This window comes from Pseudoalteromonas sp. SR43-2 (genome assembly GCF_014163885.1).
In the GTDB taxonomy this organism is placed as follows: Bacteria; Pseudomonadota; Gammaproteobacteria; order Enterobacterales; family Alteromonadaceae; genus Pseudoalteromonas; species Pseudoalteromonas distincta.
In genome coordinates, this window is sequence record NZ_JACJED010000024.1 from 13,734 (window position 1) to 27,730 (window position 13,997).

General features: G+C 37.7%; 11 protein-coding genes and 1 tRNA gene. 7 read left to right on the top strand and 5 right to left on the bottom strand.

All coding sequences use genetic code 11. The features are described from left to right. Nucleotides 1–207 precede the first annotated feature (207 nt). Nucleotides 208–1,314 (top strand): glutamate 5-kinase, encoded by a 1,107-nt coding sequence (gene proB / locus H5120_RS17375; RefSeq protein ID WP_002957876.1) that lies wholly within the window; start codon nt 208–210, stop codon nt 1,312–1,314. Further along, nucleotides 1,311–2,558 carry a glutamate-5-semialdehyde dehydrogenase gene (locus tag H5120_RS17380; protein WP_182675618.1) on the top strand — a complete coding sequence of 416 codons (1,248 nt, stop codon included), beginning with the start codon at nt 1,311–1,313 and terminating at the stop codon, nt 2,556–2,558. Before proB ends, H5120_RS17380 begins: the two co-directional genes overlap by 4 nt. Nucleotides 2,559–2,630: 72 nt before the next feature. On the opposite strand, the gene H5120_RS17385 is transcribed toward H5120_RS17380, so the two are convergent. From H5120_RS17385 to H5120_RS17400, 4 genes are all read right to left on the bottom strand, one after another. Further along, entirely contained in the window at nt 2,631–4,838 is a 2,208-nt protein-coding gene (locus H5120_RS17385) for an EAL domain-containing protein (protein ID WP_182671469.1), read from the bottom strand. Nucleotides 4,839–4,897: 59 nt separating this feature from the next. Then, a complete protein-coding gene (locus H5120_RS17390; protein WP_182675619.1) occupies nt 4,898–8,116 on the bottom strand; it encodes an ATP-binding protein in 3,219 nt (1,072 codons plus the stop codon). Continuing rightward, nucleotides 8,116–9,378, bottom strand: a complete 1,263-nt coding sequence (locus tag H5120_RS17395; protein ID WP_182675620.1) for a PotD/PotF family extracellular solute-binding protein — start codon at nt 9,376–9,378, stop codon at nt 8,116–8,118. Before H5120_RS17395 ends, H5120_RS17390 begins: the two co-directional genes overlap by 1 nt. A 179-nt stretch (nt 9,379–9,557) precedes the next feature. Next, a tRNA-Ala gene (locus tag H5120_RS17400) sits at nt 9,558–9,633 on the bottom strand. A 166-nt stretch (nt 9,634–9,799) separates the two neighbouring features. Between H5120_RS17400 and H5120_RS17405 the strand changes: the two genes are divergently transcribed. Further along, complete coding sequence (locus tag H5120_RS17405) at nt 9,800–10,195, top strand: hypothetical protein (RefSeq protein ID WP_002957870.1); 396 nt, start codon at nt 9,800–9,802, stop codon at nt 10,193–10,195. A 1-nt stretch (nt 10,196) separates the two neighbouring features. Then, the gene (locus tag H5120_RS17410; RefSeq protein ID WP_182675621.1) at nt 10,197–10,697 is read left to right on the top strand and encodes a prolyl-tRNA synthetase associated domain-containing protein; all 501 of its coding nucleotides are present in this window, start codon (nt 10,197–10,199) and stop codon (nt 10,695–10,697) included. Here H5120_RS17410 and H5120_RS17415 read toward each other — a convergent pair. Further along, a complete protein-coding gene (locus H5120_RS17415) occupies nt 10,664–11,812 on the bottom strand; it encodes an MFS transporter (RefSeq protein ID WP_182675622.1) in 1,149 nt (382 codons plus the stop codon). The genes H5120_RS17410 and H5120_RS17415 overlap by 34 nt on opposite strands. 198 nt (nt 11,813–12,010) lie before the next feature. On the opposite strand from H5120_RS17415, the gene H5120_RS17420 reads away from it, so the two are divergent. From H5120_RS17420 to H5120_RS17430, 3 genes are all read left to right on the top strand, one after another. Continuing rightward, the gene (locus H5120_RS17420; protein ID WP_002957867.1) at nt 12,011–12,550 is read left to right on the top strand and encodes a DUF2058 domain-containing protein; all 540 of its coding nucleotides are present in this window, start codon (nt 12,011–12,013) and stop codon (nt 12,548–12,550) included. 182 nt (nt 12,551–12,732) lie between these two features. After that, nucleotides 12,733–13,056, top strand: coding sequence for a c-type cytochrome (locus H5120_RS17425; protein ID WP_002957866.1), 324 nt, complete (start codon nt 12,733–12,735; stop codon nt 13,054–13,056). Nucleotides 13,057–13,221: 165 nt separating this feature from the next. Continuing rightward, the gene (locus H5120_RS17430; protein ID WP_010554363.1) at nt 13,222–13,989 is read left to right on the top strand and encodes a class II aldolase/adducin family protein; all 768 of its coding nucleotides are present in this window, start codon (nt 13,222–13,224) and stop codon (nt 13,987–13,989) included. Nucleotides 13,990–13,997 lie beyond the last annotated feature (8 nt).

Below are 13,997 nucleotides of genomic sequence, written 5' to 3' on the forward strand. Positions count from 1 at the left end.
ATTAGTGCTGCTCGATATTATTGGGTTGTTGCTACTTTATACTTAACCTTAAATCTAAGCTTATTGTTTTAGATATGGTTTTCGCGTGTGTGTAAAAAAGTGTTGCCTAAATGAAAGACAAATTCGAAGCTATGTTTTAAACCTAGCTACTTAGTTTTAGCTCGTCTAATTAAGGTGAGCGCAGATAAAATGGAAAGTTGAGCATTTATGCAAAAGTTAAATTGGCGACGTATCGTACTTAAAGTAGGTAGTGCATTAATTGCACCAGATCAAGATGGCTGCCGTTCGCGTTACATATTAACCATCGCACAGTTCATTGTTCGTTGTCGTGCCCGTGGAATCGAAGTGATTTTAGTATCATCGGGTTCTGTAGCTGCTGGCGCGCATTTATTCCCATCAGACAAACCACGCTCTGTGGTAATGAAAAAAGCAATGGCGGCAGCGGGTCAAACAGAAATGATTGCCATGTGGGACCGCTTTTTTGACTTTCCATCTGCGCAGCTATTATTAACGCATGGCGATTTACGTGACCGCGAGCGTTACCAGAGCATCCGTGAAACCGTGTTCACTTTACTTGAACATGGTGTACTTCCTATCATTAATGAAAACGATGCAGTAACCACCGACGATTTACGAGTAGGTGACAACGATAACTTATCAGCAATGGTCGCAGCAGCTGCCGATGCCGATGCTTTATTAATATTCTCAGACGTTGATGGGCTATATGATAAAAACCCTAACTTACATGATGATGCGGTGTTACTGCCTGAAATAAAATCAATTGATGAATCTATTTATGCTATGGCAGGATGTGCTACAAGTGCGGTAGGTACTGGTGGTATGAAAACTAAAATAGAAGCGGCAGAAAAAGCAACGTCACATGGTATAGCGACTTATATTATAAATGGCTTTAAAGAAGAAACATTTACAAAACTGCTAGCTGGAGAAAACCCAGGTAGTGTATTTTTACCGTACGAAAAACCGATGCAGGACTCTATTCATTGGATGACACATACAGCAAATGAGCAAGGTGAAGTTGTTGTTGATGGATCATTTGATGAATCTCTTGAAGGTGAAAGTGGATGTATTCGTGGTGACGAAATCATGGAAGTTCACGGTGAATTTGCCGTGGGTGATACCATTTTAGTACGTAGTGAAGACGGTACGCGTTTAGCTAAAGCGACCGCAAATTATAGTAGCTGTTTGTTAAACTTTATTGCAGACAACGAACAGAGTGAATTCAGCGAAAAAATGCAGGATTCAATTGGACCAGTTATATCTGAAAAACATATCGCATTATTGGAGAAGTCATGAGTTTAATTACGGACATTTCACGTCAGGCAGCTAAAGCTGCACATACACTTGCTTTACTCGATACCGAGACTAAAAACCAAGTATTAGTTGAAATGGCAGCGGCACTAAGAGAGCACAAAGCATTTATAATAAAAGAAAATGAAAGTGATTTAAGCGCAGCACGCGACAATAACTTAGCAGCCTCAATGATCGACCGCTTAACGTTAAACGATGAGCGTATTGAAGCAATGGCAGAAGGTATTGAAGTAATCGTAAGCCTTGATGATCCTGTTGGTCAGCTGCGTGATATTACTGAGCGCCCAAATGGTATTAAAATTCGCAAAATGCGAGTACCTCTTGGCGTTGTATGTATGATTTACGAAGCACGCCCGAATGTGACAGCAGACGCTGGTGCATTATGCTTTAAATCAGGTAATGGCGTAATTTTACGTGGCGGCAAAGAAGCACTTAGAAGTTCACAAGCTATCGCAAGTGTAATGCACAGCGTACTTGAGAAGCACAACTTACCGGTATCACTTATTTCAGTGATTCCAGATCCAGACCGTGCGCTACTAATGGAACTAATGCAGCAACGTGAAAGCATTGATTTAATCATTCCACGCGGCGGCGAGGGTTTAATTAACTTTGTTACTGAAAACAGCACGATCCCAGTAATTCAGCATTACAAAGGCGTTTGTCATCTATATGTAGATAAAGATGCCGACCTAGAAATTGCGCTTAACTTACTGCTTAACGGTAAAACGCAGCGTACTGGTGTTTGTAATGCACTAGAAGGTTTAGTTGTGCATCAAGATGTGGCAGATGAGTTTTTAAATCTGTGTGCAGTTGTATTACGCCAGGAAGGTGTAAAAATAAATGCTGACAGCTTTGCAGCTAAATATTTTGATAATGCAACTGTGTTAGCCGATAACGAATTTGGTGAAGAATATCTAGACCTAGAAATCGCTATTCGCGTTGTACCAAACTTTACGGCAGCGGTTGAACACATTGCACAGTTTGGATCAAACCATACAGAAGTAATTTGTACTAAAAATGAAGCTGCTGCAGAGTTATTCCAACGTAGTGTTGATGCTTCTGTAGTAATGGTTAACGCATCGTCTCGTTTTTCTGATGGCTCACAATTGGGCCTAGGTGCAGAGATTGGAATAGCTACTTCCAAGCTACATGCATACGGTCCTATGGGCCTCGAGTCACTAACGACCGAAAAGTATTTAGTTAATGGAGTTGGCCAAGTTCGCGAGTAACCGCAAAAATTAAGTCCATAAAAAGCCGAGCATATTCATGCTCGGCTTTTTAGTTTATAAATCACGCTACAGTTACTTTAACTTTTTAAACCAATCACTTGCGGGTTCAGGCCTGTGTAAATAATAGCCTTGCAGAATAACCTCAGGATACTCCTGTAGTAAATCAAAGTGGGACTGGTTCTCTACGCCTTCAGCAACTATCTCGAGTTCAAATAAACGACCTAAGCTTACAATCATATCAATAATTAGTTTATCGTTGTTATCGGTAGGAGCCTCTAAAACAAAAGAACGATCAATTTTAAGTTCTTGTATTGGTAACTGTTTTAGGTAGGTTAAGCTCGAATATCCAGTACCAAAGTCATCAATTGATACTCTAATACCTAACTTCTTGAGAAAGTGAACAGCTTCAATAGCCGCTTCCATATGATTAAGTAACGTACCTTCAATTATCTCAATAGTGAGTTGTTGAGGATTAATGTTATGTTGCTTTATCTGTTGGCTAATAAAGTTTAAAAAACGCGCTTCATGAAAGTGCCTGCCACTTATATTAATTGATAAGTTTAACTCAGGGTGAGTTTTACCAAGTTGCGTTAGTATTTCAAGTGCATTTGAAGTTACCCAGCAATCTAAATCGTAAATTATATCTGACTCTTCAGCTATAGATATAAACTCACCAGGGCTAATAAAGCCTTTTTGAGGATGCTCCCATCTTAATAAAACTTCAGCGCCTTTAAGGGTTTGGTTTCGATCAAATTGGGATTGTAAATATAGCGATAACTCGTTATTAGAAATAGCTTTACGTAAATCTTGTTCTATTTCAAAACGGCGTTTTGCTTGCTCGCCAAATGAAGTATCAAAAAAGGTAACTCTATTGCCGCCTTTCTCTTTTGCTTTGTAACAGGCCGCTTCACAATTACGAATAGTCTCAATAGCACTTTCCCATTGATCTTCTCGTGGAAAAATATAGGTGCCAATACTTACTGTTAAGCTAACGTCTTGCTCAGCAACGACAAATGGATGGTTTACACTTGCAAGTAGCTCTTGGGCTTTATTTTCAGCCATTGCTTGAGCTCTAGCTCTGCCCACACCTTTTTCAACTGTACACAGTACTGCAAACTCATCACTGCCTAAGCGAGCAATAACATCTTTTTTACTCACCTTAGAATGAATTCGTTTAGTTAATTCTTTTAAAATATTATCGCCAGCGAGTAAGCCTAATCCATCATTAATTGAGTGGAAGCTGTCTATATCAATAATATAAATATAGGCATAACTATTTTCGGTACTACAAACTTGAAGTTGTTGCTCTAACTGCTTTAAAAACCCATTTCGGTTGGGTAAACCTGTAAGTTCATCATGCCATGTAAGGTAATGAATTCTTTCTTGGGTTACTTTAACGCTCGAAATATCACTGAATACACCAATATAGTGAACGTTAGTATCTTGATCGCCTTTAACCAAACTGAGAGTTAGTAGCTCTGGATAAAGTTCGCCATTTTTTCGTCTGGTTACAAGTTCTCCACTCCAATAGCCTGCTTGATTTGCATGTTCCCATACTTGGTCAAAGCTAATGCTAGGATGGTTATTTTGTTTAATATCGTGCAACTGCATTTGTAGTGAGTCTGATTCACAGTAACCGGTTATACGACAAAATGAAGGGTTTACCGCAATAATTTTGCCGTTACTATCGGTAATAACAACACCATCGGCAGTTCCCGTTAGGGCTTGATAAAATAATTTTTGTTTTGATGAGAGTTCTCTTAATTCTTCTTCTCGCTGGCTAAGCTCTTTCGCAAGAGACTCTATTTCGAGTAGCTTGTCGTGCAGATCAAAGTTTTTTTCTATTAACCTGTCTAGCATGCCTTGCGCTGTAATGTGTGTACGAATACGCGCTCTAACTAGAGCTAGTTTATAAGGCTTATGTATGTAATCAATTGCGCCCATTGCAAAGCCTTTTTCTTCAGACTCTTCTTCTGTAAGTGCTGTTACAAATATGACAGGGATCCCTTTGGTATTTTGTTTCGCTTTGAGTATATTACATACTTCGTAGCCGTCCATGCCTGGCATCATTATGTCTAATAAAATCAAGTCAGGCCGAGTTGACTCAATAAAGATCAAAGCCTGCTCACCACTAGTAGAAATACGTACATCGTAGTCAGTTAAAAGTCCTTCTACTAATACGTGTAAATTACTAGGTTCGTCATCAACAATAAGAATTAAAGGTTTATGCTTTTGTTCTGTGGTTAATCCATTATTGTTTGCGAGGTAATTTGAATGCACTATCTGTCCTTCTCTGCGTTCTTTACAATATTAAATCTAGTTCAGGTTAGTGGTTATGCCTAATTTTTATTATCGTTTCTATACTTATCAATAAGCTCAATTACTAACGCGTAGTTAAAGTGATCAATTGCTTCTTTGAGCTTAAATAGAGAGTGGCCTCTCTCATATTGATTCATTTCTAGCTGTCTAACCAAACTGCTAGGTACGGGGCGAGCCGTTAATGCTAATGAGTATATATTATCAATAACCGAGTCTTCGTTTTCTAGTTCATGTTGCTGTATATGTTCTTTTTTAAAGCTATCAGCTATCAAAAATTGTTTTACAGCAAAAAGTGTAAGTATTAATTGCTCATTAAAATGAGATAAATTAATACTTTTCTTATCTATTAAGCTTTCCTCAACACTTTGAGCGCTTTGTTGCAGTAGCTCAAAGCCTAATGTGCCGGCCAAGCCTTTGAGTGTATGTACTAGTCGAATTAAGCTTTCTAACTCTCCATTTTTGATTAATATATCAGCTTTAATCGAAAAGTCATTGTAATCGTTGACAAACTGAGTAAATAATTTAGCTAACAATTCGTCATTGTTTTCTAGGTTTTCTTTTGCTAAAGGCAGGTTTATAGTGCTCAGAGATTCGCTACTTTGCAGATGCTTTTCAATACTTTCGTAAAGCGCATCAAAAATAATCGGTTTTACTAAAAAGTCATCCATACCCGCTCTAAACGCTGCTTTTTTATCATTAGGATCTGCGGCTGCCGTAATGGCAATTATGGGAGTTTTGTAGCCTCGTTCTCTTAATATGCTTGTTGCTTCAAGCCCATCCATAACTGGCATTTGAACATCCATAAAAATAATATCGATGTCATTTATCTCGACTTTATCTAATGCATCATGTCCATTATCAGCAATGATCACGGTCATATCTAATCTTGCTAAAAGGGCGGAGGCTATTTCTTGGTTAATTCTATTATCATCAACAACTAATGCATTAAAACCCGAGAATTTAGGGTGAGGCTTTAATTGCTTTTCTTTGAAATTATTTGGTGAAAGCTTTCTTAAAACTTCAACTTCACTATTTTTATTACCGATAATTATAATGTCTATATTTTCATTTTTTGCAATTGGCTCAGGAGACTCTTCATCGGTAATTAATAAAATCAGTGTCAGTTTTTCATTAACGTTTTTATTTTGAGCGTACAGTTGTTGTAAAATAAAGTTATCGTTGAGCTCTTTTTTTTCTATCGACATTATTACAATACTAAATGGGCTACTAGGCTGAGACATTTTTGCAATGGCTCTTAATGGTTCTTGTGTTGTTTCTGTCGTTATATTTATATCACTTAGTAAGTCCATTAATTTTTTAATTTGCTCATTATCGGGGCTAATTAATAAGGCGTGTTTTTTAAGCTTTTGTTGCTCAGATAAAGTAAAGGGTAAAGTAAAGAAAAATTCGCTACCTTGATTAATCGTGCTCCTTACTTGTATATCTCCGCCCAGCAATTTAGTTAATTGTTTGCTTATAGTGAGTCCTAAACCGGTCCCACCATACTTTCTTGTTGTGCTTGAATCACCTTGCGAGAAAGACTGGAATATAATTTTTGATTGCTCTTCAGTCATCCCAATACCCGTGTCTTTTATACTAAAGCGAAGGTTTATTGTTTTTTCGTGTTGAGATGTCGCTTCTATAATTAATGATATTTCACCATGCTCAGTAAACTTAATTGCGTTACCTACACAGTTATTTATTATTTGGCTTAAGTGCATTGGGTCGCCAATAAGTTCAAGCCCTGCATCAACGTGTAAAGTAAAGTTTAATAACAAACCTTTTTGCTTGGCATTTGTTGAGAATAAATTTTGAACGTTAGAAACAATAGTATGTAAAGTAAAAGGGATTTGCTCTAACTGGACTTTTTCCGATTCTAGCTTAGAAAAATCTAGAATATTATTTAAGATCTGCAATAAATTTTGAGCACTTGAAAAAGCTTTATCTGCGTAGTGTTTTTGCCTTGAGGGAAGCTCGCTGCTTTGTAAAAGTTGCAACATACCTAATATGCCATTCATTGGGGTGCGAAGTTCATGACTCATATTGGCTACAAAATCTATTTTTGTTTTATTGGCTTTATCGGTTTGCTCCATAGCGCTCGTCAGGTCGGCATTCATTGCTTCCATTTGGGAATTTAATACGCGGGTTTCATTGAGTAGCTCTTTGGTTTGCTTATTTTTTAAATATAAAGCATTAGCTGCTTTTATTACCGATGCTATTTCAGTTTGATTTTGGCTGTTATTTGAAATAGTTACTGGCTTTTCGCTATTCATATCTTTAAGTAATAAAGTGAGCTGAGTAATTGGTTTTATAACCGATCTAAAAATAAAATAGCTTAAAAATAAAATGATTAACATAATTAAAACGGCAAATATATTTGCCTGTTCTGTATTTTTTGTTAAGTGGCTACTTAGTAGCTCTTCTGTTTTGATAAGTTTATTTTTTTCTATGTTTTTAATTTCATTAGTTAAATACAGCAATTCGTTTTCTATGCCTGTAAGCACTACATTTACAGAAAAAGTGTAGCTACGGGTGAGTAATACAAGTTGGTTATAAGCTTGTTTTAAGCTTGTTGTTTTATTGGAGAGGAATTCATTCATTACAGAGGTGCTCGTTAGTTTTTTATGTAAGTGATTTAAGTTTTGTTTTACATTTTGTGCCTCATCAAAATTAGGTTTATAGAGATAGCTTATAATTGCGTGTTTTAAATTACTTATTGTGAGTAAAACATCGTTAAAAATAACTTTATTATCATTGTTTGAAGACCCTTCTAAATCACTAATTGTTACCTGCAGATCATCAATAGGCTGTTTGAACTGAGTAGTGTAAAGGCGTTCGCGTTTTTGTCTGTTTACGACAACTTGGCCAAATGTATCTTGGTAATTATTTAAATACTCGCCAAGGCGTATTAGTGAGTTTTGATACTCAGGGGTCTGGTTTTGAGTGTTTGTTTTTAGCTGCTCGAGATTTAGATTTGCCTTATTTAAGTAAAAATTAAATTTGGTAATCGTATTTTCATTTGCATTGTCAATAAATGAAACTGCATGCCCTTGCAGGGAAATAATATCTTTTTCTAAGTTAGTTACAGCTTCACTTTGAATAAGCGCGTTATGTTGCGATTTTTGCAAGTTAAGTAAAGACGTTTGCGAATAGTTAAACAAATAGCTCTGTAAAAGAAGTAATCCAATCAGCGAACACAGAGCTAATATTATTTTTGATTTAATTGAGTTTATTATCATTATCGGCTAATCAACTCATACCATTTTTGCAGGCTGTAGTCATAGGTTGGCATAACTGTATTCCACACTGCTACATTACTAAAGCGTTTATGGTAACTACCGCCATTACGTTGCCCACCTGCTTTTACAGCTACGTCGCCATTGGTATTTAATAAATCTATGTTTGTTGCTTTTCCACCGTACCAGTAATCCCATTCAGACTGAGATAGGAGTAGTTTAGAGCGCAGCGGGTTACTAATGTAATAACCTTGGCGAGCAATAAATGCACCAGGCCAGCCTGAAAGCCACCAATTCATATAATCGTAAGCTGCATCTTTTGCGCTACTTTGTATTTGTGACGATAAACACATAACACCATGCCAGCCTCGGTAGCCTTCTTTTGGCGCGGCAAATTGAACATTAATATTTTGGCTGTTTAATGCAGAAACTGCAGGCGAAAACATACTTTCTATATGGGCTCGTTTACTTTTCATAAATTCAATCGACTCAGGAACCGAGTTCCAATAGCCACTAAAGTGACCTTGGCGTTTAAAGTCGAGTAATATACTAAACAATCTATCAAGTTCTGGGCGGGTCATTGCACCTATATTGTTAAATTTTATAAGCCCTTTACTTTGTGCTGCTAGGGCTAGGTCAAATAATCCAATGGTAGGCGCATTTACAATAGCTACTTTACCTCTGTTCTCGTCATCAAGCAGCCAACTCCAGCTTTCTGTTTCGTATGCTATACCGGGCTTAATAAAGTCGGTGTTGTAACCAAAAGAGTCAACATTATGCACATAAGGTAAAAAGCTAATATGATCGCTTTCTTGTGCGCTTAACGTGCCATCGGGTTGAACATTTAATAATTTATAGGGGGCATCACCTGCACCAATACTTGCAGTTTCGGTTAGTTTTCCCGTTTTAGTAAGTGGATTTATTTCGTTAAAGTAGGTGAGTCGTTTTTTTTCTATTGGCTGTATAGAACCTGCATCCCAAAGCACATTAATGCTGTTTGACCACTGTTCGTATAAATCAAAGGAGCTAGGGTCCATTGATGCCTTTTGCAAAACAGCAGCGCTGCCTGCGGGAGTAAATTCTATATTAATACCCAAGTCACTCATCGCTTGCTTGCGGATAGCCTCTTGGAGTGTTACATGCGTACCAAGCACTCTTAATGTGACTTTTTTTCTGGCAAAAACATAAGGCGTATGTGTTATTGCACCTGCTGTTAAACCTATTGCAGCTAGCTTTTTTAGCGTTGAACGCTTAGGGTTGTCCATGTTAAGCCTAAAGTACTAATGTGTGATATTATGTATAGCTAAGAACTTGTAAAGACACAAGTTGAATGGATAAATTTAAAATTATATAGAATGAAAAATTAGAATGTTAGGGTGTCAAAAAATAATAAAAACAGTGGAAAAATAGAAGAGTAGAACGAATTTGAAAAGGAGTAGGAAAGTGGTGGAGCTAAGCAGGATCGAACTGCTGACCTCCTGCGTGCAAGGCAGGCGCTCTCCCAGCTGAGCTATAGCCCCACATTCCTAAGTTACATATAATGTAACTGCTTGACTGCTGAGTTCCAAGCGGGACGAACTTTAAGTTTTTTTATAAATTTGGTCAAGTATTTTTTCGTAAATTTTCACTGTTTACGTCAATTTTTGTTAGACTCGGCTTAATTCAAAACTAAAACGATAAAAAACAATGAAAAAATGTGTTCTAGCGCTTATGGTTTTACTCGCTGGCTGTGCCTCAAATGATGAGCCGCCTTTTGAAATAAATAATAAACAGTTTCACGAAAAGCAAGATGAGCAAGGTAATAAGCTTTTTGCTTATGTTGTGTCGGTAAAAGCTAAGCATCGTGAAAACTTTAACTTAGATCGTGGTCCTAATAAGAGACCAAGTCGTGGTGAGGTTAAGCAGTATATAGAGAAAGAGCATTTTGAAGAATCGAGCATTCTGAAGTTACAGCTAGAAGACCAAGCAGTTGAATTATTAAATCAAGAGCTAAAAGATCGTAAGTATTGCGACAACAAGCATGAAGTTAATGATGTTTTATGGCGAGATTTGAGTGTACAACTAAGAGGGCGTTGTTTGTAATATGTTGGCGGATAAAACTAAGTTAGCAGAGCTTTTGGCGCACCTAGATATTAACTATGATGTAATAGAGCATCCGCCGCTGCATACTAGCTTAGCGGCTGATGAGTTTATGATTGAGCGCCCAGGTACTCGTCTTAAAAACCTATTTTTACGCGATAACGAAGGCAGGCGACACTTTTTAGTTATTACAGCGCACAATAAGCAACTCGACTTAAAGGCACTATCAAAGCAACAAGGGCTTTCGCGTTTAGGGTTTGCATCGAGTGAACGCTTAGCAACGTATTTAAAAGTGGCTCCTGGGTGTGTATCTATGTTGGCTCTTTTAAATGATAAGCAAAACGAAGTGAGCTTATGGGTTGACCAAGATATTTGGCACGGTGATTTGTTTCATTGTCATCCGTTTGAAAACACCCAAACATGGTTGCTTAGTAAAGCTGATTTAGAAACATTTTTTAATTACACAAAGCATCAACCGCGCGTTGTATTTTTACCCTCAAAATAAGCCCACATAATTAACGATAAACCACATAAGCAAACCGCAAGCAGCGTAAACATAAACGCTGTTTTCCCATGATGTTGGTATACCACACCGGGTAATAACGACCCCAATGCGCCACCACTGTAATAAAACGATACATATCCGCCATTGGTTACACTTGGTGGGGCTTTACTGATTTTATTAACGAGCGGTGCGGCAGTTGAATGAATCACAAACATAGCACCACAAAACAAAGTAAATGCGATTAAAAATAAGCTAAGCTGATGGCTCATTAATAAAATAATACTCACACTATAAAAACTAAATACCGCAGTTAATAAATGCCAAGGCGAAGGGACTTTTTTAAGTAACCAAGGTGCAGCAATAGAGGCGAGGGCACCAATTAAATAACCACTGTAAACCAAACCTATGTCACGAGTATTGGTAATTAAAAACGTGTTTTGTAATATAAACGGTAAGTAATTAAGTAGTGCAGCGAAACAAAAGAACATACAAAAAACGGCGCCGTAAACTTTAAGTACAGCGCCGTCTTTAAGTTGTTTAATGTAATCGAGTGGGGAGAGCTGCGACTGTTTAGCTGGGTTTGTAAAGCGAGAATGCTTAACTGTCAAAGCTAAGCAAATAAGCATAAAAGCAATTACGTAATAAAAGCTCTGCCAATTCCATAAGTCGCTAAACAAAGCGGCAAACACGCGTCCAAAGTAACCACCAACTATACTGCTACCAATATATAGGGTCATATTTTTTTGAAGTGTATCAGCGCTATAACTCATGCCTATATAGCTAGTCATTGCTGTTAAAGCTGCGGGGAGCGTTAAACCTTGTAAAAATCTGACTAATAATAAAAGCTCAAAGCTAGGTACATAAACAAAAAGTAAGCAGCTAAGGCCTAAAAGCACCATTGCAATACGTAATATAAGTAGTGGATTTATTTTTGCTAAAAATAAACCATAAACGAGCGGGGCAATGGCTAAGGGCAGCATAGTTGCAGTCATTAAGCTGCCAGCTACCGCAGGTGCTACATTAAATTCGCTCGCAAAAAGGCTAAGTAGGGGTTGCGGTGCATAAAGCACAAAAAATATAAATACCGAGCAAACGAGTAGATGAGGTAAACGCATTATATGGCTTGTGCATTTGCTGATTGGTTGCGTGGTATTGTATTAAAAATTGCTTTTAATTCATAATTAAAACCATAGCCACTGCGCTATATCATGGTTTGTTTTAACTAGTTTGCTAGATTAATGTCGATAGCGCTGTTATTTGAACTCGTTGGTGATTAAAATAGCGATAATATTAGTTTTTAGTGGAACAAAGTCATGGGTTCATTACAAGACCAATTGCTTCAAGCAGGATTAACAACATCGCATAATGCTAAAGTTGCTAAATCAGAAAAGCGTAAGCAACAAAAAAAGCAAAAGAAAGGGGCGACTAGCAACCCAAGTGATCTGCAAAAGCATATTCAACAAACCAAGCTAGAGCAGCAAAAAAAAGCTGAAGAGCTTAACCAAACACGCCAAGTGAGCTTAAAGCAGCGCGAACAAGAAGCGCGTGTTAAACAAATTTTAGAACACCACAATCAAGACGCTATTCGTGGTGAGCGCACATTTAATTTTACTTATCAAAATAAAGTAAAAAATATCGACGTGAACGAGAAAACGCAAAAAGCGTTATCGGGCGGTCGTTTAGCTATTTGTGTACTCGAAGGGCAATTTTACGTATTAGACGACGAACCAGCACGCAAAGTGGCTGAAGTTGACGAAAAGTATATTGTTTTTCATGTAGAGCCAGAAAACAAACCAAAAGATGAAGATGACCCATACGCAGACTTTGAAGTACCAGATGATATAGTGTGGTAATAGTTATTAAGGGTAAGCTCATTTTTATTTGCTAAAGTATATAAAAGTGAGATAGAAACGAGTTAGCGGTTTTTGGTTAAGTTGATCGTCTAGCGTCGTTTCGTACGTATGCTTTTTATTTGATTGTTTACTACAATCAATAGAACAGTTTTTCTAACCGTCAAAAAAGAAGAGTAAATACAATGAGCAAGATGAAAACACTACTATTAGGCGCGGGTATTACTTTAGCCGCAAGCTTCTCGTTTAATGCAGCAGCTGCCGATGGCGCTGCACTTTATACCGCTAAGAATTGTCAAACTTGTCATGGCGCTGAAGGTAAAGCACCAATTATGGGTATGTACCCTAAACTAAACGGTCAAAACAAAGACTACTTAGTGGCGCAAATGAAAGATATTAAGTCAGGTGCACGTAATAACGGTATGACCATGGCTATGAAAGCAATGGTTGCAACGGTAACTGATGAAGAGTTTGAAGCAATTGCAGATTACCTAGCTAACGTAAAATAATTTACGCAGCTATACCATTTTAATACAATTGGTATTTTAGTTTTACAAACAGCCACACAATAGTGTGGCTGTTTTGTTTGGTGTTTGCTATAAAATAGAGACTGCTTTAGACTTCTAAACATCTGTTCGTACAGGTTAATAATGTACGTTTTTAAAAGGCTCATTATGTTTGATTTACCCCAACTCGATTTAAAAAATAAAGTATCAGCACAAGAGTGGCAACTTCGTGTTGATTTAGCCGCGTGTTATAGACTGGTAGAGCACTTTCGTTGGGGGGATTTAATCTATACGCATTTATCAGCACGTTTGCCTGGCACCGACCACTACTTAGTGAATGCGTTTGGTTTAACCTTTGATGAAGTAACTGCCTCTAATTTAGTAAAGGTCGACTTAGACGGCAACATTATTGACGATACGCCATTTAGTATTAATCCAGCTGGATTTACTATTCACAGTGCGATTCACGAGGTACGCGAAGACGCTCATTGTGTTATTCACCTTCATACCAAAGAAACAATCGCAGTCGCTACACAAAAAAATGGTTTATTACCGCTTAGCCAATATTCAATGTTTTCACTGCCATCGCTTTCTTATCATGGTTACGAAGGGCTTGCAGTAAACGACGACGAGCGAAAAGTGCTGCAAGATGATTTGGGCAGCACTAACCATATGTTATTGGTAAATCATGGTGGCTTAACAGTAGGTCCAACGGTAGGCGATGCGTTTATGCGCTTTTATGATTTACAGCGAGCGTGTGAAATACAACTAGCACTACAATCAAGCTCGCAAGAGGTGATTGAAGTACCGCAACCTATAATCGACAATATTTATAATCAAGCAAACGTAGTACACAGTGGCAGCACTGGCGGGCAACTTGCGTGGCCTGCGATGTTACGTAAAGCGTATCGACTTGACCCTAGTTTTGCAAAATAACCCATAGC

Excerpts from the sequence above, each read along its gene's own strand:
- H5120_RS17420 (WP_002957867.1), top strand. The coding sequence starts at position 12,011 with ATGGGTTCATTACAAGACCAATTGCTTCAAGCAGGATTAACAACATCG.
- H5120_RS17410 (WP_182675621.1), top strand. The coding sequence starts at position 10,197 with ATGTTGGCGGATAAAACTAAGTTAGCAGAGCTTTTGGCGCACCTAGAT.
- H5120_RS17395 (WP_182675620.1), bottom strand. The coding sequence starts at position 9,378 with ATGGACAACCCTAAGCGTTCAACGCTAAAAAAGCTAGCTGCAATAGGT.
- H5120_RS17380 (WP_182675618.1), top strand. The coding sequence starts at position 1,311 with ATGAGTTTAATTACGGACATTTCACGTCAGGCAGCTAAAGCTGCACAT.
- H5120_RS17430 (WP_010554363.1), top strand. The coding sequence starts at position 13,222 with ATGTTTGATTTACCCCAACTCGATTTAAAAAATAAAGTATCAGCACAA.
- H5120_RS17390 (WP_182675619.1), bottom strand. The coding sequence starts at position 8,116 with ATGATAATAAACTCAATTAAATCAAAAATAATATTAGCTCTGTGTTCG.
- proB (WP_002957876.1), top strand. The coding sequence starts at position 208 with ATGCAAAAGTTAAATTGGCGACGTATCGTACTTAAAGTAGGTAGTGCA.
- H5120_RS17415 (WP_182675622.1), bottom strand. The coding sequence starts at position 11,812 with ATGCGTTTACCTCATCTACTCGTTTGCTCGGTATTTATATTTTTTGTG.
- H5120_RS17425 (WP_002957866.1), top strand. The coding sequence starts at position 12,733 with ATGAGCAAGATGAAAACACTACTATTAGGCGCGGGTATTACTTTAGCC.
- H5120_RS17405 (WP_002957870.1), top strand. The coding sequence starts at position 9,800 with ATGAAAAAATGTGTTCTAGCGCTTATGGTTTTACTCGCTGGCTGTGCC.